General features: G+C 67.0%; 15 protein-coding genes. 8 read left to right on the top strand and 7 right to left on the bottom strand.

Going from position 1 to position 18,442, the window contains the following annotated elements; genetic code table 11:
* Positions 1-7 precede the first annotated feature (7 nt).
* Positions 8-1,426, top strand: coding sequence for a dihydrolipoyl dehydrogenase (gene lpdA / locus L1787_RS12695; protein WP_235709234.1), 1,419 nt, complete (start codon positions 8-10; stop codon positions 1,424-1,426).
* Positions 1,427-1,604: 178 nt separating this feature from the next.
* On the top strand, positions 1,605-1,973 hold the full coding sequence (locus L1787_RS12700) for a hypothetical protein (RefSeq protein WP_235709235.1): 369 nt from the start codon (positions 1,605-1,607) through the stop codon (positions 1,971-1,973).
* A 438-nt stretch (positions 1,974-2,411) separates the two neighbouring features.
* Here the strand turns inward: L1787_RS12700 and L1787_RS12705 are convergent, their stop codons facing one another.
* Entirely contained in the window at positions 2,412-4,040 is a 1,629-nt protein-coding gene (locus tag L1787_RS12705; protein ID WP_235709236.1) for a hypothetical protein, read from the bottom strand.
* Between L1787_RS12705 and L1787_RS12710 the strand changes: the two genes are divergently transcribed.
* On the top strand, positions 4,029-4,844 hold the full coding sequence (locus L1787_RS12710) for an OmpA family protein (RefSeq protein ID WP_235709237.1): 816 nt from the start codon (positions 4,029-4,031) through the stop codon (positions 4,842-4,844). The two genes, L1787_RS12705 and L1787_RS12710, sit on opposite strands and share 12 nt — an antisense overlap.
* Positions 4,845-4,919: 75 nt before the next feature.
* Here L1787_RS12710 and L1787_RS12715 read toward each other — a convergent pair whose 3' ends face one another.
* The 5 genes from L1787_RS12715 to L1787_RS12735 form a co-directional block, all read right to left on the bottom strand.
* Complete coding sequence (locus L1787_RS12715) at positions 4,920-6,290, bottom strand: amidase (RefSeq protein ID WP_235709238.1); 1,371 nt, start codon at positions 6,288-6,290, stop codon at positions 4,920-4,922.
* 214 nt (positions 6,291-6,504) lie between these two features.
* Positions 6,505-7,956, bottom strand: a complete 1,452-nt coding sequence (locus tag L1787_RS12720; RefSeq protein ID WP_235709239.1) for a heterodisulfide reductase-related iron-sulfur binding cluster — start codon at positions 7,954-7,956, stop codon at positions 6,505-6,507.
* A gap of 74 nt (positions 7,957-8,030) precedes the next feature.
* On the bottom strand, positions 8,031-8,633 hold the full coding sequence (locus L1787_RS12725; protein ID WP_235709240.1) for a DUF4870 family protein: 603 nt from the start codon (positions 8,631-8,633) through the stop codon (positions 8,031-8,033).
* A 100-nt stretch (positions 8,634-8,733) separates the two neighbouring features.
* Positions 8,734-9,918, bottom strand: a complete 1,185-nt coding sequence (glcE, locus tag L1787_RS12730; protein ID WP_235709241.1) for a glycolate oxidase subunit GlcE — start codon at positions 9,916-9,918, stop codon at positions 8,734-8,736.
* A gap of 123 nt (positions 9,919-10,041) precedes the next feature.
* Positions 10,042-11,538 carry an FAD-linked oxidase C-terminal domain-containing protein gene (locus L1787_RS12735; protein ID WP_235709242.1) on the bottom strand — a complete coding sequence of 499 codons (1,497 nt, stop codon included), beginning with the start codon at positions 11,536-11,538 and terminating at the stop codon, positions 10,042-10,044.
* A gap of 340 nt (positions 11,539-11,878) precedes the next feature.
* Here L1787_RS12735 and L1787_RS26080 point away from each other — a divergent pair, with 340 nt between their 5' ends.
* From L1787_RS26080 to L1787_RS12755, 4 genes are all read left to right on the top strand, one after another.
* A complete protein-coding gene (locus L1787_RS26080) occupies positions 11,879-12,052 on the top strand; it encodes an aa3-type cytochrome c oxidase subunit IV (RefSeq protein ID WP_235709243.1) in 174 nt (57 codons plus the stop codon).
* A gap of 58 nt (positions 12,053-12,110) precedes the next feature.
* The gene (locus L1787_RS12745) at positions 12,111-13,259 is read left to right on the top strand and encodes a Re/Si-specific NAD(P)(+) transhydrogenase subunit alpha (RefSeq protein WP_235709244.1); all 1,149 of its coding nucleotides are present in this window, start codon (positions 12,111-12,113) and stop codon (positions 13,257-13,259) included.
* Between the two features lie 12 nt (positions 13,260-13,271).
* The gene (locus L1787_RS12750; protein ID WP_235709245.1) at positions 13,272-13,670 is read left to right on the top strand and encodes a proton-translocating transhydrogenase family protein; all 399 of its coding nucleotides are present in this window, start codon (positions 13,272-13,274) and stop codon (positions 13,668-13,670) included.
* Positions 13,671-13,761: 91 nt separating this feature from the next.
* Positions 13,762-15,165 carry an NAD(P)(+) transhydrogenase (Re/Si-specific) subunit beta gene (locus L1787_RS12755; RefSeq protein ID WP_235709246.1) on the top strand — a complete coding sequence of 468 codons (1,404 nt, stop codon included), beginning with the start codon at positions 13,762-13,764 and terminating at the stop codon, positions 15,163-15,165.
* Between the two features lie 73 nt (positions 15,166-15,238).
* Here L1787_RS12755 and L1787_RS12760 read toward each other — a convergent pair whose 3' ends face one another.
* On the bottom strand, positions 15,239-16,390 hold the full coding sequence (locus tag L1787_RS12760) for a family 8 glycosyl hydrolase (RefSeq protein WP_235709247.1): 1,152 nt from the start codon (positions 16,388-16,390) through the stop codon (positions 15,239-15,241).
* A 376-nt stretch (positions 16,391-16,766) separates the two neighbouring features.
* Here L1787_RS12760 and L1787_RS12765 point away from each other — a divergent pair, with 376 nt between their 5' ends.
* Positions 16,767-18,416 carry a formate--tetrahydrofolate ligase gene (locus tag L1787_RS12765; protein WP_235709248.1) on the top strand — a complete coding sequence of 550 codons (1,650 nt, stop codon included), beginning with the start codon at positions 16,767-16,769 and terminating at the stop codon, positions 18,414-18,416.
* Positions 18,417-18,442: the final 26 nt, after the last annotated feature.

Below are 18,442 nucleotides of genomic sequence, written 5' to 3' on the forward strand. Positions count from 1 at the left end.
GAATATAATGGCTGACAACGGCTCCGCGTACGACGTCATCATCATCGGGTCGGGGCCTGGCGGCTACGTCACGGCGATTCGTGCCGCCCAGCTCGGTCTCAAGACCGCGATCGTCGAGAAGAAGCATCTCGGCGGCATCTGCCTCAACTGGGGCTGCATCCCGACGAAGGCGCTCCTGCGCTCGGCCGAGGTCTATGACCACGCCAAGCACGCCAAGGATTATGGCCTGACCGTCAAAGATGTGAGCTTCGACATCGCGAAGGTGGTGGAGCGCTCGCGCGGCGTCTCCAAGCAGCTCAATAACGGCGTCGGCATGCTTCTGAAGAAGAACAAGGTCGACGTGATCTGGGGCACCGCCAAGGTCGAGAAGGCGGGGACCATCACCGTCGAAGAGGCGCCCGATGCGCCGAAGGGGGCGTTGAAGGGCGGCACCTACACCGCCAAGCACATCATCATCGCGACCGGCGCCCGCCCGCGCGCTCTGCCGGGTCTCGAGCCGGACGGCGAGGCGATCTGGACCTATTTCGAGGCGATGGTCCCGAAAGAGATGCCGAAATCGCTGCTCGTCGTCGGCTCCGGCGCGATCGGTGTCGAGTTCGCGAGCTTCTTCAACTCGATGGGCGCGAAGGTCACGATCGTCGAGGTGCTCGACCAGATCCTGCCGGTCGAGGACGCCGAGATCGCGGCGCACGTCCGCAAGCGGCTCGAAAAGCAGGGGATCGAGATCCTGACGAGCGCGAAGGTCACGAAGGTCGACAAGGGCAAGACCCAGAAGGTCACCATCGAGAAGGACGGCAAGACCGAGACGCGCGAGGTCGAGAAGATCATCTCCGCCGTCGGCGTCGTCGGCAATATCGAGAATCTCAATCTCGAAAAGCTCGGCGTGAAGACCGAACGCGGCTGCATCGTGATCGACGGCTATGGCCGCACGAACGTCGACGGGATCTATGCGATCGGCGACGTCGCCGGCCCGCCGATGCTCGCCCACAAGGCCGAGCATGAGGGCGTCGTGTGCGTCGAGGCGATCGCGGGTCTGAAGCCGCATCCGCTCGACAAGCTGAAGATTCCGGGCTGCACCTATTGTCAGCCGCAGGTCGCCTCCGTCGGCCTCACCGAGGCGAAGGCGAAAGAGGCGGGCCGCAAGGTCAAGGTCGGCCGCTTCCCCTTCATCGGCAACGGCAAGGCGATCGCGCTCGGTGAACCGGAAGGCATCGTCAAGACGGTGTTCGACGCGGAGACGGGCGAGCTTCTCGGTGCGCACATGGCGGGCGCCGAGGTGACGGAGCTCATTCAAGGTTTCGTTGTCGCGATGAATCTCGAGACGACGGAAGAAGACCTGATGCACGCCGTCTTCCCGCATCCGACCTTGTCGGAAATGATGCACGAATCGGTCCTCAACGCGTACGGCCGCGCCATTCACATCTGATTTTCGTCATCCTCGCGTCCCATTCAGCTCGCATACATTTGCAAGCACGCAATCGTCTCCGGTCGGGCTTCGGCCCGAGCGGGACAAAAGCGCGCCCCTGGTGATTCCATCGCCCCGCCCGGTCGCCGGACGGGGAGGGAGCACTAGGTGAGAGCGTGTGAATGAAAGGAAGGACGACATGGGACAGATGACGAAACTGGGTGTGGCAGCGGTGCTCGTTGCGGGATTGACCGTGCCCGCCTTCGCCCACGTCGCAGACGGACCGCAGCGCCAGACGCGTGACAGCGCCTCGCAGGAGACGTCGCTCGTGGTCGCGCAGCTCACCGACAAGGAAAAGGCCCGCCGCCAGCGCCAGGTCGAGGCCGAGCGCAACCGCCAGGCGCGTGAGGCTGTGCGCGACAAGAACCAAGCCGCGCGTGAGGCGACGCGTGACAAGAATCAGGGTGCCCGGCAAGCCGAAGCGCAGCGTACGCAGCAGCGCAGTGTCGATCGGCTCCAGGCCGAGATCGACGCGGAGAATAAGAAGGCTTTGATGCCGTCGCAGTAAGCCGACCAAGGCCTTCTTTCCCCTAAGTCTGATCGATACGACCAATTGGCTCCGGGTTTACTCGGAGCCTTTTCGTATGGCGGATGGCCGCAATGCAGCGTGTCGGTCCGCGCGAAGGCCCGTCGGCGGGGACGGTCAATCTTAAGTGTCTTTTATCGATGTTCGGTGCGGTCCGAAAGCATTGGATGGTGCGGAACGGACACGTGATTCAGCGGTTCCCGTTGGGTGGTAAGTCTCCTTCTGTGTTCATGACGAACGTGGACGTCTCGGCATCTGAAACTCTACCGCGGTGTGGCAGCGCAAGACGCGGTTCACCGGGGTGAATGCAATCTGAGCGGCCCATTCAGGAAGCATACAGAACGTGGCGACTAAAGAGCACTTTGTGCAATGCGAAAGGATGGGCAAATGCGTCATGTGGTGACATGCGCGCTGGCGGGATTAATGGCCACGACGGCCATCCCGGCGTCCGCGCGCTATGTGGGCCCGGAGGTCGCGACGATCGCGGCCCCAGGCGTCACCTTGGTCCAAGACAATTCCGAGGAACGCAAGCAGCGACGCGAACAGATCCGCGAACAGCGGCAACAGCAGCGCCAGGAAAGGCGCGAGCAGCGGCAGGAACAGCGCGCCAATCAAGGACAACCCAACGAGCAGCAGCGTCAGCGTCAGGCCGAACGCCAGCAGGAGCGCCAGCAGCAGCAGCGGGCGCGACAGGCCGAGGTTCAGCGCCAACGCCAAGAGGCGCAGCAGGCCGACCGCCAGCGTCAGCGCCAAGAGGCGCAGCAGGCTGAGCGGCAGCGTCAGCGTCAAGAGGCGCAGCAGGCCGATCGGCAGCGCCAGCGGCAAGAGGCGCAGCAGGCCGATCGGCAGCGCCAGCGGCAAGAGGCGCAGCAAGCCGAGCGGCAGCGTCAGCGGCAAGAGGCTCAGCAGGCCGATCGGCAGCGTCAGCGCCAGGAGGCGCAGCAGGCCGAGCGGCAGCGTCAGCGCCAGGAGGCGCAGCAGGCCGAGCGGCAGCGTCAGCGTCAAGAGGCACAGCAGGCCGAGCGTCAGCGTCAACGCCAAGAGGCGCAGCAGAACGAGCGCCAGGCTGAGCGTCAGCGTCAGCGCCAGCGTCAAGAGGCGCAGCAGAACGAGCGCCAGGCTGAGCGTCAGCGCCAGCGGCAGGAGGCGCAGCAGAACGAGCGCCAGGCTGAGCGTCAGCGTCAACGCCAAGAGGCGCAGCAGAACGAGCGTCAGGCCGAGCGTCAGCGCCAGCGGCAGGAAGAGCGTCAGGCCGAGCGCCAGCGCCAGCGCCAGGACGCGCAGCAGAATGAGCGGCAGCGTGAGCGCCAGGAGGCCGTGCAGGCCGAGCGGCAGCGTCGCCAGGAGGCCGTCCAGGCCGAGCGCGCAGAGCGTCGCCAGGAGCTGAACCGGAGCGATCGACAGAACGCCGTTCAGGAAGAGCGCCAGCGTCGTCGTCTCGACGAGCTGCGCGAAGAGCGCCGTGCCACGCGCGAGCGTGACAATCGCCAGGGCGCCGGCCAGGACGAGCGGGAGCGTCGCCGCGAAGCGATCCGCGAGGACCGTCAGCGCGAGCGTCAGGCCGATCGCCAGCGTGATCGTAACGACCAGCGCGATCGTAACGACCAGCGCGAGGCCAACCGCGAACAGCGTCGGCTCGATGCGCTGCGTGATGAGCGCCGCGAAGCCCGCCGCGACGCGCGTCAGGACGAGCGCCAGCGTGAAATCCGCCTGGAGCGTCGCCGTGAGGTCCAGCGTGCCCGTGCGGAAGATCTCCGCGAGGCCAACCGCCGGTCCGAGCGCCGCGCCGACGAGCTGCGCAACCGTCGCCAGGAGCTCCGCCGCGAGTTCCGCCGTGACCAGCAGGTCGCCGAGCGTCGCCGCGAGCGCGATCGCAACCGGTATGAGCGCGTGCGGGATTGGGAGCGCCGCGAGGCCGACCGTTACCGTGATGGTGGCCGGTGGGATCGTCGCGACTGGCGGTTCTTCGACGACGCCGACATCGTGCGTCGTGGCCGTGACCGCGTCGTCTACCGCGATTATGGGCGTCCGTTCATCGTGAACGCGCACCCGAACCGCTTCCGCTGGCGGGCCGATCGCTATGACGTCTACGGCTTCAACAATGGTTGGACCGAAACCGTCGTCGTCCGTCCGAACGGCGTGCGCGTCGTCACGATCAGCGACAGCTATGGCTTGCCGATCCGCCGCTATCGCGAGACGCCGGGCGTCGGGATCGTCACCCTGTTCAACAACATGCCGCAATGGTGGGGCGGCAATCAGGACGTCATCGTCGACGTCCGTCCGGTCACGGTGAACATTCCGCGCAACGAGTACATCGTGGAGCCGTCGCGTGCGCCGGTCGAGCAGGTCTATCAGGCGGTGACGGCCGAGCCGGTCGCCCAGCTCGACCGCTCCTATACGCTGAACCAGGTGCTCTTCAATGAGAACCTGCGGGACTACATGCCCCGCGTCGATATCGACACGATCACCTTCGCCATGGATTCGGCCGAGGTGCCTTACGAACAGATCGACACGCTCGAAGTCATCGGCGCGGCGATCGAGGAGGCCGTCGCCGACAACCCGCAGGAAGTGTTCCTCATCGAGGGTCACACCGATGCGGTCGGCGCGGATCTCTACAACCTCGAACTCTCCGATCGCCGGGCCGAATCGGTCGCGACGATCCTGACCGAGTATTTCGAGATCCCGCCGGAGAATCTCGTCTCGCAGGGCTTCGGCGAGCAGTATCTGAAGGAGCAGACCGACGGGCCGAGCCAGGTCAATCGCCGGGTCGCGATCCGCCGGATCACGCCGCTCCTGTCGACCGATGACGAGATCGCCGGTCTCGACCAGGACGACCTCGCCAACATCGAGTAGGCCGGGTCACCGCACAAACAAGAAGGGCCTGCCGTCCATGACGGCAGGCCCTTTTTTTGTGCGCGCGCCGCCGCGTCAGGCGCTGCGGAGAATGCCTTCCATGGCCAGCGCGGCGGCAAGCACCGTCTCGTCCTCTCCGGCATTGGCCGAGACGAGGAAGGAGACCGGCAGCGGCGAGGGGCTCGACATTGGCATCGCGACGCCCGGAAGGTCGAGGAAGTTGCCGACCATCGTGTTGCGCAGCGACTTGAGGTTGACCGTGTTGAAGAGGTTCGGGTCGGCGTCGAGCGGGGCGATCTCCGGTGCGACATGCGGCACGGTCGGCCCGACGAGGAGCGCGCCCTCGAGCGAGGTCTTGAGGCTCTTCGCGAGGCTGACGCTCGCCCGCATGACGGTCAGAAGATCGTGCGCGCTCATCTGCTTGCCGCGCAGGATGCGCGCGACGACGCGGCCGTCCATCTCTTCGACGTCCGCCCCCTCGACGCGATCGCGGTGATAGTCGTAGGCCTCGACCGCGGTCACGGTGCCGTAATCGGCCATGATGCGCGCGGCTTCGCCGAGTTCCGGCACGACACGGGTCGAGACCTTCGCCCCGGCGCGCTCGAGCCGTTTGATCGCGGCCTCGAAGGCGTCGATCACAGCCGGCTCGCAATCGTCGAGGAAGAGGGTTTCGGAGATCACGAGGTGGAGGCCCGCGATGTCGGCGCGTGCGATCGTCGGCGCGACCCCGCGCATCGCGGCGTCGAGGAGGACGCAATCCTCGACGGTGCGGGCGAGGGGGCCGACACTGTCCAGCGAATAAGAGAGGGGGGTGACGCCCCTTTTGTCGATGCGGCCGACGGTCGACTTCGCGCCGACGACGCCGTTGAAGGCGGCCGGCACGCGCACCGAGCCGCCGGTGTCGGAGCCGATCGCGGTCGTTGAGAGCCCGGCCGCGACGGCGACCGCGGAGCCGGACGACGATCCGCCCGGCGCACGCGGCGTCACGTCGTCATGCGGGTTGGGGCAGGTGCCATAATGCGGATTGAGGCCGAGGCCGGAATAGGCGAACTCGGTGAGATTGGTCTTGCCGAGCGCGACCATTCCGGCGGCTGCGAGCTGGGCGACGACGGGGGCGTCGGTCTCGGCCGGGGCGGCATGGCGCAAAAGCTCCGAGCCGGCGGTCGTCACCTCGCCCGCCATGTCGAACAGATCCTTCCAGGCGACGGGGACGCCGTCGAGCGGGGAGGCGGGGCGGCCGTCTTTGTAGCGGGCTCGGGCGGCTTCGGCCTCGCGCAGCGCGCGCTCTCCGGTGACGGCGAGGAAGACCGCCGATCCCTCCGAGGCGGCGATGCGGTCGAGCAGCACCTCGGTCACGGCGACGGGATCGGCATCGCCCGTCAGATAGGCGCGCGCCAGCGGCGCGGCGGCGAGATTGGCGGCGCTATCGGAAGTCAGATCGGTCACTCGGGAGCCCCCTACGGATTGGCATTCTTCTTTAGCGCATCGCCGGGGCGGATTGCACGGCGCGCGGCAAAATGGGGATGGTGCGCCGCCTCGCCCCGCGCACGGCGAGCGTCACCGCGTGGCCCGCCGCGGGGAATGGTCGGCGGAGGCGGAAGGCGTCGCCGGCGATTTTGCCGGTCTCGGAGCGTGGGCGGGCCGGACTACGGGCGGAGGCTCAGGCCAGGACGGCCTTCGGGGCCTCGCTGAGCACACCGGCGGCTGCCTCGGGCGCCGGGCCGCCATGGGCCCAGTCGAGCAGCTCGATCGTGTGGACGACGGGGCGCGTCTCGCTGCCGAGCTGGGTCATGCAGCCGATATTCCCGGTCGCGACGAGCGTGGCGCCGGTCGTCTCGATATTGGCGAGCTTGCGCTCGCGCAGGCGCGCGGCGATCTCGGGCTGCATGATGTTGTAGGTGCCGGCCGAGCCGCAGCACAGATGTCCTTCCGGCACGTCCTTCACGGTGAAGCCGGCGGCGGTGAGGAGCGCCTTGGGCAGGCGGGTGATCTTCTGCCCGTGCTGCATCGAGCAGGCGCTGTGATAGGCGATCGGCGCTTCGGGCGTGCGCACCGGCGCGCCGAGATCGAGATCGCCGAGGACTTCGGTGATGTCCTTGGTGATCGCCGACAGCGCCTTCGCCTTCGCGGCATAGATCGGGTCGGTCCGCAGCATGAAGCCGTAATCCTTCACGGTCGTCCCGCAGCCGGACGCGGTGATGGCGATCGCGTCGAGCCCACCGTCTTCTTTGACGGTCCACCAGGCGTCGATATTGGCGCGGGCGGCGGCGAGCGCGTCGTCCTCGCGTCCCATATGGTGGACGAGAGCGCCGCAGCAGCCTTCACCCTCGGGGAGCACCACCTCGACGCCGGCCCGGTTGAGAAGGCGGATCGTCGCCTCGTTGATCGACGGGGCGAGGACGCTCTGGGCGCAGCCGGTCAGCAGCGCGACGCGCTTGCGCCGCTTGCCGATCGCCGGATAGGCGCCGCGCTTGGGCGTCGCCTTTTTGGGCATCTCGGCCGGGGCGAGGGACAGCATCGCCGACAGGCGGGTGAAGATGCTCGGGATCGGGGCCACCGTGCGCGCGCTGTTGACGACCGCCGGCGCGGCGAGGCCCTTCAAAGAACGGTTTTCGTTGTCGACCCGGCTGTTGCCGGCGGCCTCGGCGTGCGGGCGCGCCGGATTCGGCAAGAAGAGGCGGGCGAGCGGCCGGGTGAAGCGCGCCATCGCCAGCGCGGTGCGGAAGCGATCCGGGTAGGGCAGGATCTTGGCGAGCATGATGCGCAGCAAGCGATCGGTGAAGGGTCGCTTGTAGGTCGCCTCGATATGGTCCCGCGCATGGTCGACGAGGTGCATATAATGAACACCCGACGGGCAGGTCGTCATGCAGGCGAGGCAGGACAGGCAGCGGTCGACATGGCGCACGTCCGCCTCCGTCGCCGGCCGGTTCTTCTCCAGCATGTCCTTGATGAGATAGATGCGCCCGCGCGGACTGTCCCTCTCGTCGCCGAGGAGGACGAAAGTGGGGCACGTCGCCGTGCAGAAGCCGCAATGAACACAGGCGCGTAGCACCTGGTCACACGTCTTGATGTGCGGATCGGCGAGCTGCTCGGCTGTGAAATGTGTCTGCATGGTTTCGACGCTGTTGCGGAACGTATTGTTGTTCCAGTTTCTGTTTCCGCTTGGACTGAGACGGCGCGCGCCGTCTAGATGAAGAACCCGTACGGGTCCTCGATCTCCAGCCTTTGCGCGACATTGATCAGGCCCTTGACCGATCGTGCCACCACCCAAACCGCGATCAGCGGATAGAGGAGGAGGCCGATACCGACAAGGGCGAGAACGCTTGCGACGATATTGGCCGCAAAGCCGATCCAGAAGGTTCGGACCTGGTAGGTATAATGCGTTTCGAGCCACGCCGCCGGATGCGCGCGCCGTGCCTGATGGGCGAAGACGGCGCCGAGGATCGCGACGAGCGGCAGCGCGAGGCTCGCGAGATAAGCCGCATAGATCAGCTTCACATTGACGACGCCCGGACGCACCCGGAACGGGTTCCAGGCCGACCGTTTGCCGCGGCGGCCCGCCCCGTCCCTCATCTCGTCCTTCGCCTCGTCCCGCCATGGCGCCTCGGCGCCGGCTTCGGGCCGTGCCGTGTCAGCGTCGCCGGGGATCGGGGATGCCTTTTTGCGCAGAGTGGCCGGCGAGGCGGTCGTGGCGGGCGACTGGGACGGGGTCGCGCTGCGACGCTTACGGGGCTTCTTCGCCGGCGCCTCCGCCTCGGATGCGTGCGCTCGGGCGCCGATATTCGGCACGCTGGAGCCCGGGGTCGGGCGTCGGGTTGAGCGCTCGTTCATCGCCGGGACAAGGACCGTGACCGTATTGCGTGAGCGTCGAAGCATCGCAGGATCCTGCTTAGCGTGCCATACGCCCTGGGTTCAAAACCGCTTGGGGATCGAACGCGTTCCGCAATCGTTCGGAAAGCGCCTTGAGGGGGGCAGGTGAGGGATGGAAGGTCGCCACCTCGGCGCGCAATGTCGCCGGCGCGCGGATCAGCGTCGCATGGCCGCCGCCCGCCGCCGCGACCGCGCCGCGCAGCGCAGCGGCGCCCGCGTCCCCCGTGATCGGAGCCTCGACCCACAACAGGCCGCCCGCCCAGTCGAACATCACGCGGCTTCCGGCCGGCGCGGCCTTCGCGACCTCAGGCCCCGCCGTCGGCGCGACCGAGATCCGCCAGACCGCGTGTCCGGTGCCGACAAAGGGCGTCACGTCCCTGACGGCCGACCAGAGCGCCCGCGAGGCCGCCTCGTCGAGAACCGAGAGGGAGGCGGCCGCGAACATCGTTTGAAGATGCGACAGCCGCGCCGAGACCGACGGGCCGAAGCCTTCGAGGCGGAGCGCCGTCGCCGGGCCCGTCACGCCGTTCGGCGCGACCTCCGCCGGCAGATGGGCCGCGCCCGACACATCCGCCGAGGAGCCCATCGCGCGCGACATCGCCGCGACCGCCTCATCCGCCGTGAGGCCGGCGAGGACGAGGGTCACTTCGGTTTCCGGCCGGGGAAGAACCTTGACGGTGAGCTCCGTCGCGACGGCGAGCGTGCCCCACGAGCCGCAGAGCGCGCGGGAGAGATCATAGCCCGTCACGTTTTTGACGACCTTGCCGCCTGCCTTGAAGGCCTCGCCGCGCCCCGAGATCGCGTGGACGCCGAGCATATGGTCGCGCACCGCGCCGGCCGTGAGGCGGCGCGGGCCGGCGAAGTTGGTGGCGAAGGTGCCGCCGAAGGTCGCTTCGCCCACGGCGCCGAGAAGCGGGGCGAGGTTCGGCGGCTCGAAAGCGAACATCTGACCCTTCTTGTCCATCTCGGCCGCGAGCTCGGCCATCGTGGTGCCGGGCCGCAGCGTCAAAACGAGCTCTTCCGGCTCATAGGCGACGATGCCGTCGAGACCCGACACGTCGAGCGTCGCGGCGGCCTGGGTCGGCGGACTGATGGAACGCTTCGTTCCATGGCCGACGACCTCGAACGGCTCGCCTGCGTTGATCGCCCAGACGATGGCCTCGCGCACCTCGTCCTCGGTCTGAGGGGTCAGCGTTCCGCCCAACGGTTCATTCTCCTCGCAGCTTCGAACCTGATACCGGATTCGGCTGCCCATGCGTTCGGTGAAATGTCGGCTCGCGGGGCGGCGGTGGCCGTCGCCCCCGGTTTGCCTCGCCGAACCGCGTCGTCAAAAACGTGGAATGTCGGGGAAGGGGAGCTTGCCGTGATGAACGTGCATCCGGCCGAGCTCGGCGCAGCGGTGAAGCGTCGGGAAGACCTTGCCGGGATTGAGGAGGTGGTGCGGATCGAACGCGCACTTCACCCGCTGCTGCTGCTTGAGGTCGTCCTCGGTGAACATTTCCGGCATCAGGTCGCGCTTTTCGACGCCGACGCCATGCTCGCCGGTGAGGCAGCCGCCGACTTCGACGCACAGCCTCAGAATATCGGCGCCGAACGCCTCGGCCCGCTCGAGCTCGCCCGGCTGATTGGCGTCGAAGAGGATGAGGGGGTGAAGGTTGCCGTCACCCGCGTGGAAGACGTTCGCAACCCGCAGGCCGTGCTTGGTCGACAGATCGGCCATCCCCTGGAGAACGCGCGCGAGCTCGCGGCGCGGGATCGTCCCGTCCATGCACATATAGTCCGGCGAGATGCGGCCGACGGCGGGGAAGGCGGCCTTGCGCCCGGCCCAGAACGTCGCCCGTTCCTCCTCCGACTGGGAGACGCGGACATGGGTTGCGCCGAATTGGTGGGCGATCTTTTCGACGCGCTCGAGGAGATGGTCGACCTCCACCTGCGGTCCGTCGAGCTCGACGATGAGGAGCGCTTCGACATCGCGGGGATAACCGGCATGGACGAAATCCTCCGCGGCGTGGATCGCGGGCTTGTCCATCATCTCCATTCCGCCGGGGATGATGCCGGCGGCGATGATCGCGGCGACGCAGGAGCCGGCATTTTCCGTATCGGGGAAGCCGACGAGGACGGCGCGCGCCGTCTCCGGTGAGCGCAGGATCCGCACCGTCACCTCGGTGACGACACCGAGAAGGCCTTCCGAGCCGACCATGAAGGCGAGCCAGTCATAGCCTTCCTGGTCGAGATGCTTGCCCCCGACGCGCAGCACCTCGCCCTCGATGGTGACGATCTCGAGGCCGAGCACATTGTTGGTGGTGAGGCCGTATTTGAGGCAATGGACCCCGCCCGAATTCTCCGCGACATTGCCGCCGATCGAGCAGGCGATCTGCGAGGAGGGGTCGGGGGCGTAATAAAAGCCTTCGTGCGCGACGGCCTGGGTGATCGCAAGGTTGGTGACTCCGGGCTGCACCGTCGCGCTGCGGTTCGCGAAGTCGATATCGAGGATGCGGTTGAAGCGCATCATCGACAACAGGACCGCGTCGCCGAGCGGCAGGGCACCGCCGGAGAGCGAGGTTCCGGCGCCGCGCGGCACGACGCGGATCTCGTTCTCGTGACAATATTTCAGGACGGCGGCGACCTGCTCGACCGTTTCTGGCAAGACGACGACGAACGGGAGCTGCCGATAGGCGGTGAGCCCGTCGGATTCGTAGGTTCGCATTCCGGTCTCGTCGTCGACCGTGCCTTCGCCCGGAACGATGGCCCGCAGGGCGGCCACGATTTCGGCGCGGCGTGCGAGCGTTGCCTCGTTGAGGGCCGGCATCGCCAATCCGGACATCGTCCACTCCCTTGTTCGCGTTCGGCGCAAGCTGGCGTGAACGGGCCGCGAACGCAAGCCGCGCAATCGTGCGGCGCGCGAACGAATCGGTGTTCGGGCGGGCGCGAGACTGGTGCGATGCTTGATCGCGCCCGGCGGGCGGGCAAGGACAACGCGCCTCACGCCAGCGATTAAAGCTGTGATAGATTGGGTGCGGTGCAACAAAGCGTCCGGCCGAAAACACTGATCGGAGCGATCAATTCCTGGACCGTTGAATCTCTATGGAATTGGCCGCGCCTTTGTTGCCAGCATCCACCCTTACGACTAGAACGCACCTGACTCAGACTGGGGGAGATTTGGCGTGGCGACTGTGGCTCATGACACGATTGACAGCACGGCCGATGCAGCGGGCGACGCTCCGCGGACCGATTTTGCCGATCATCAGCGGACGTATGAGGCCTTTTTGCGGCTCTCGAAGTGGACGATCCTCCTGATCGTGCTGCTCCTGTTCGGAATGCTGATCTTTCTCGTTTGACGCCTCCGGTTTGAGACGACCCTAAAAAGAAATTTTCTCCAATGATTGGGGGCCGATTTTGAAGATCGCCGTAGCCGCTGAGGCGGAAGATACGCGCGTCGCCGCAACACCCGACGTGGTGAAGCGCTATGTGAATGCCGGTGCCGATGTCGTGATCGAGACCGGCGCCGGCGCGAAGGCGCGTGTCACCGACAGCGCCTTTCAGGACGCCGGGGCGACGATCGCGGCATCCGGTGTCGAGGCCGTGAACGGGGCCGACATCGTGTTGACCGTCCGCCGTCCCGCACCCGAGACGCTCGCCGCGATGAAACAAGGCGCGATGGTGATCGGCGCGCTCGACCCTTATGGCGACGAAGCCGGCCTCAGGGCGATGGCGAATGCCGGTGTCGCGTCCGTCGCGATGGAGCTGATGCCGCGCATCACCCGCGCCCAGTCGATGGACATCCTGTCGAGCCAGGCGAACCTTGCCGGCTATCAGGCCGTCATCGACGCGGCCGAGGTGTTCGACCGCGCCTTCCCGATGATGATGACCGCCGCCGGCACGGTTCCGGCCGCGAAGGTGTTCGTGATGGGCGCGGGCGTCGCCGGCCTCCAGGCGATCGCGACCGCCCGCCGTCTCGGTGCCGCCGTCAGCGCGACCGACGTGCGCCCCGCGGCGAAAGAGCAAGTCGCCTCGCTCGGCGCGAAGTTCATCGCGGTCGAGAACGACGAGTTCAAGCAGGCCGAGACCGCCGGCGGTTACGCCAAGGAAATGAGCGACGATTATAAGCGCCAGCAGGCTGAACTCGTTGCAAGCCACATCGCCAAGCAGGATATCGTCATCACCACGGCGCTGATCCCCGGCCGCCCTGCGCCGAAGCTGATCAACGCCGCGATGGTGAATGCGATGGCGCCGGGTTCGGTGATCGTCGACCTCGCGGTGGAGCGCGGCGGCAATGTCGAGGGCGCGGTTCCGGGTGAGGTCGTCACCATCGGCGGGACGACGATCATCGGCCATCTCAACGTGCCGGGCCGCATCGCGACCACCGCCTCGCTGCTCTACGCCAAGAACCTCTTCACCTTCATCGACACCTGTCTCATCGACAAGGAATCGAAGGCGTTCTCGCCCAAATGGGACGACGAACTCGTGACCGCGACGCTGCTGACCAAAGACGGCGCGCTGGTCCACGAACGCTTCGGCGGAGCCAAGCCCCAGAGCGCGGCCTGATAGGGACCCACCATGAAAGCCTATGCACAAGAGGCGGCCACCGGCGCCGCCGATTCCGCAGCGCAGGCGGCTGACGTCGCGGCCGAGGCCGTCGCCGCAGCGACCGGCGGTGCGATCGATCCGACCGTGTTCCGCCTGTCGATCTTCGTCCTCGCGATTTTCGTCGGCTACTATGTCGTGTGGTCGGTGACCCCCGCCCTCCACACGCCGCTGATGAGCGTGACCAACGCGATCTCCTCGGTGATCGTCGTCGGCGCCCTTCTCGCGACCGGCGTCTCCTTCATGGAGGCGGAAGGCGCGATCTGGGCGAAGGTGTTCGGGTTCATCGCCCTCGTGTTGGCGAGCGTGAACATCTTCGGCGGCTTCCTCGTCACGCAGCGCATGCTGGCGATGTACAAGAAGAAGAAATGAGCGAGCAGTCCATGCGGGCGATGCGGCCCGCCGACGGCGTCCCGGCCGTCTTCACTGCGAACGCCCCCAACGCCAACGAATCGAGAGCGCGATGACCGCCAACCTCGCAGCCATCCTCTACCTCGTCTCCGGGGTTCTCTTCATCCTCGCGCTCCGGGGCCTTTCGCATCCGGAAACCTCCCGCCAGGGCAACTATTACGGCATGATCGGCATGGCGATCGCCGTCGTGACGACGCTCGCCGCCGGCGTGCCCGACGGGCTCGGCTGGGTCCTGATCGTGATCGGCATCTCGATCGGCGGCGCGATCGGCGCGATCACCGCCCGCCGCATCCCGATGACGGCGATGCCGCAGCTCGTCGCCGCCTTCCACTCGCTGGTCGGTCTCGCGGCGGTGTTCGTCGCCGCCGGGGCGCTTTATGCGCCGGAAGCGTTCGGCATCGGCCATCCAGGCCACATTCACGGTGCCTCGTTGATCGAAATGTCGATCGGCGTCGCGGTGGGCGCGCTCACCTTCACCGGCTCGGTGATCGCCTTCGCCAAGCTCGACGGGCGCATGTCCGGCAAGCCGATCATGCTGCCGGGGCGGCACATTCTGAACCTTGCGATCTTCATCCTGCTGATCGTCCTCGTCGTCTTCTTCGTGCAGACCGAATCCGTCATCGGACAGCGGTCGCTCTTCTGGGCGATCACGATCGTCGCGCTGATCCTCGGCGGGCTCATCATCATCCCGATCGGCGGGGCGGACATGCCCGTCGTCGTGTCGATGCTGAACTCTTATTCGGGGTGGGCGGCGGCCGGCATCGGCTTCACGCTCGGCAACACGGCGCTGATCATCACCGGCGCGCTGGTCGGCTCCTCGGGCGCGATCCTGTCTTACATCATGTGTAAGGGCATGAACCGCTCCTTCATCTCCGTGATCCTCGGCGGGTTCGGCGGCGAGAGCGCGGGTCCAGCCGGCGATCTCGGCGACCGCACCGTGAAGCAGGGTTCGGCCGAAGACGCGGCCTTCATCATGAAGAATGCCGGCAAGGTCGTCATCGTGCCGGGCTACGGCATGGCGGTCGCCCAGGCCCAGCACGCGCTGCGCGAGATGGCCGACACGCTGAAGGAAGAGGGCGTCGAGGTGAAGTATGCGATCCACCCCGTCGCGGGTCGTATGCCGGGCCACATGAACGTCCTCCTCGCCGAGGCGCAGGTGCCCTATGAAGAGGTCTTCGAGCTCGAAGACATCAACTCCGAGTTCGCCCAGACCGACGTCGCCTTCGTCATCGGCGCGAACGACGTGACCAATCCCGCCGCGCGCGATGATCCGTCCTCGCCGATCTACGGGATGCCCATTCTCGACGTCGACAAGTCGAAGACGGTGCTCTTCGTGAAGCGTTCGCTGGGGTCGGGCTATGCCGGCATCGACAACACGTTGTTCTACAAGGACAACAACATGATGCTGTTCGGCGATGCGAAGAAGATGGTCGAAGAGATCGTCAAGTCGCTCTGAGCGGCGCGCTCCTCACCACGACGAAACGGCCCCGGACGGTGCACCGTCCGGGGCCGTTTTCGTTCCGGCAGGCTCAGCGCCGGCTGCCGATCTCGACCGTGAAGCGTCCGGTGTCGAGCGATGCGACCGGCACCCCGCCGCTCGGCGTCACGCAGTGCGGGTAGGAGCTGCGGGCCGCGGCGAGCGACAGGAGATGCAGCGAGGACGCGAAGTAGGTCGTCGGACGGAAGCGCTGGATCGCCGCCGGCAGCGGCTCGGAGCGGGCGGCACAGGCGGCAAGCGCGGCGATCGCGCGGTAGCCGGGATCGCCCATGGTGGCGAGCGGGGTGTCGGCGGCGAGGTCGTAGTCGATCGGCGCACGGTTGCCGCGGACGTTCCAGGCATTGTCGAAGGGCCGGAACTCGCTCGCCGGGACCCGTCCGCCGAGCGCCATGTAAAGCGGGATGCGGACCGCGTCGTAGGAGGATTTCGGCGCGAAGCCATTGGCGGTGGCGAGAAAGCGGTCGCGCCGCAGGGTGATCCAATCCGGTGCGAGACCTTCCCGGCCGGTCAGTGCGGCGGCGGTGAGGCGCAGCCCGCTCTGCCAGGTCTCGAGCCACGGATGCCGGCTGTCGACGTGACCGAACATCAAGAACGCGCCATAGACATAATAAGAGAGGTTGACGACCGGACCGTCGGCGCTGTCCCCCTCGTCGAAGCCGAATGCGCCCGGGCGCAGGCGCACGATGCCGCCCCGCGTCTCGAGGAGGTGACGGCCGATCGCGTCGATCAGCGGCGCCGCCGCCGCGAGATAGCGCGTGTCGTCCCACTTCAAGGCCGCGAGGACGAGCGCGTAGGCGATCAGGAGGTCGCCATCGCTCGCGTTGTTGCGGTCGACGATCGAAGGAAATTGGCGCGGATCGTAGAGCCAGGAGACGAGCCCGTCTTCGCGCAACCGCATCCGGCTCCAGGTGAACGCGACGATGCGATCGAAGGTCGCCCGGTCGTCGGCATAGACGGCGAGGAGAAGCCCGTAGCCCTGGCCCTCGCTGTGCGACTTGCCACCCTTCTCGCGGTCGATCACACGGCCGTCCGCCTCGATGAAGGCGCTGCGATATGCGCGCCATTCCGCTTCATGGAGAACCGTCGGGACCACATCGACCGGCGCTGCGACGCCCCGTTCCGCCGAGACGGCGCAAGCGAGGAGAAAGAACGCGGCGAGGATCTGCAGGGCCCAACGTGGCATGTCACCAACTCCATCGAGTGTTCGATAGAGCGAGAACGCGTGATCCGACCTTTGGTGCGGATCGAATTTGAAAGAACGGCGAATATCAGCATTGGGTAAAAGTAAAATCGAACGAAATGTAAGATATGAATCTCGAAAATTGATGAAGATGTTAAATAAATACTACTGACATTTTCGGGGGCTCTCGGATATGCGCCGTCGGGCGCTGGTCTGCGTCCGGGGCGCGCATCGCATCGCCGGCAGGGTGCTCTTTCGGTCCCTTGCGCGCCCCGATATAGACGGAACCGACGGCAGGCCGCGCACGCACCGCTTATAAGCGGGGCGTCGATCCTGCTCGGCGCGCACGGACCTGCGAAGAAACGAAAGCGGAGACGACATGACGAGTGATCTTGCCATCGCCCAGAACGCCACAATGCGGCCCATCGGCGAGATCGCCGCCCGTCTCGGCCTGTCCGACGACGACATCATCCCCTATGGCCGCGGCAAGGCGAAGCTCGCGCATCCTCCGGCGGGCGGCAACGGCAAGCTCATTCTCGTCACCGCGATCAGCCCGACGCCAGCGGGCGAGGGGAAGACCACCACCACCATCGGCCTCACCGACGCGCTGCGCCATGTCGGCCAGAATGCCGTCGCGTGCCTGCGCGAGCCCTCGCTCGGCCCGTGCTTCGGCGTCAAAGGCGGGGCGACCGGCGGCGGCTATGCCCAGGTGCTGCCGATGGAGGACATCAACCTCCATTTCACCGGCGACTTCCACGCGATCACTTCGGCCCACAATCTCCTCGCCGCGATGGTCGACAACCACATCCATTGGGGCAACGAGGCCGGCATCGATCCGGGCCGCGTCACCTGGCGCCGCGTGCTCGACATGAACGACCGCGCCCTGCGCGATATCGTCGTCGGTCTCGGCGGCCGGGCGAACGGGCAGACGCGGCAGAGCGGGTTCGACATCACCGTCGCCTCCGAGGTGATGGCGATCCTCTGCCTCGCCCGGGACAAGGACGACCTTCAGCAGCGGCTCGGCGAGATCATCGTCGGCCAGCGGGCGGACGGGTCGATGGTGCGCGCCGCCGAGATCGGAGCGCAGGGGGCGATGGCCGCGCTCCTCAACGAGGCAGCGCTTCCCAATCTCGTGCAGACCCTCGAGGGGACGCCCGTCCTCATCCATGGCGGACCGTTCGCCAACATCGCGCACGGCTGCAATTCGGTGATGGCGACCAACGCCGCTCTCGGTCTCGCCGACTATGTCGTCACCGAAGCGGGCTTCGGGGCCGATCTCGGGGCGGAAAAATTCTTCGACATCAAGTGTCGCAAAGCCGGCCTTGCCCCGTCGGCCGCGGTGGTCGTCGCGACCGTCCGCGCCCTCAAGATGCACGGCGGCGTCGCGCGGGCCGACCTTCAGACGGAAAATGTCGATGCCGTCGTCGCCGGGGCGGCGAACCTCGTGCGCCATGTCGAGAACGTCAAAGGCTTCGGCGTTCCGGTCGTCGTCGCGATCAACCGCTTCACGGCCGACAGCGAGGCCGAGCTCGCGGCCGTCGCCGAATGCGTCGAGGGGCTCGGCGTGAAGGCCGTCCTTTGCGAGCATTGGGCGAAGGGCGGGGCCGGCGCGACGGGGCTCGCCGAGGAGGTGATCCGTCTCGCCGAGGCGCCGAGCGGCTTTGAGGTGCTCTATCCCGACCGGATGCCGCTGTGGGACAAGATCGAGACCGTCGCCCGGTCGATCTACCGCGCCGGCGAGGTGATCCCTGCCGCTGGTGTGCGCGAAAAGCTCGCCCAATGGGAGGCGGCCGGGTTCGGCGCGCTGCCGATCTGCATGGCGAAGACGCAATCGTCCTTCTCGGCCGATCCCAAGCGGCTCGGCGCGCCGACGGGCTTTGCGCTGCCGATCCGCGAGGTGCGTCTTTCGGCCGGCGCGGGCTTCGTCGTCGCCCTCACCGGCGAGGTGATGACGATGCCGGGTCTTCCCCGCCATCCGGCGGCCGAACGCATCGGTGTCGTCGACGGGGCCATCACCGGGCTCTCCTGAGGCGGATTGCGCCTTGCGGCGGGATG

The sequence above is a fragment of the Acuticoccus kalidii genome, assembly GCF_021556395.1.
GTDB classification, from domain to species: domain Bacteria; phylum Pseudomonadota; class Alphaproteobacteria; order Rhizobiales; family Amorphaceae; genus Acuticoccus; species Acuticoccus kalidii.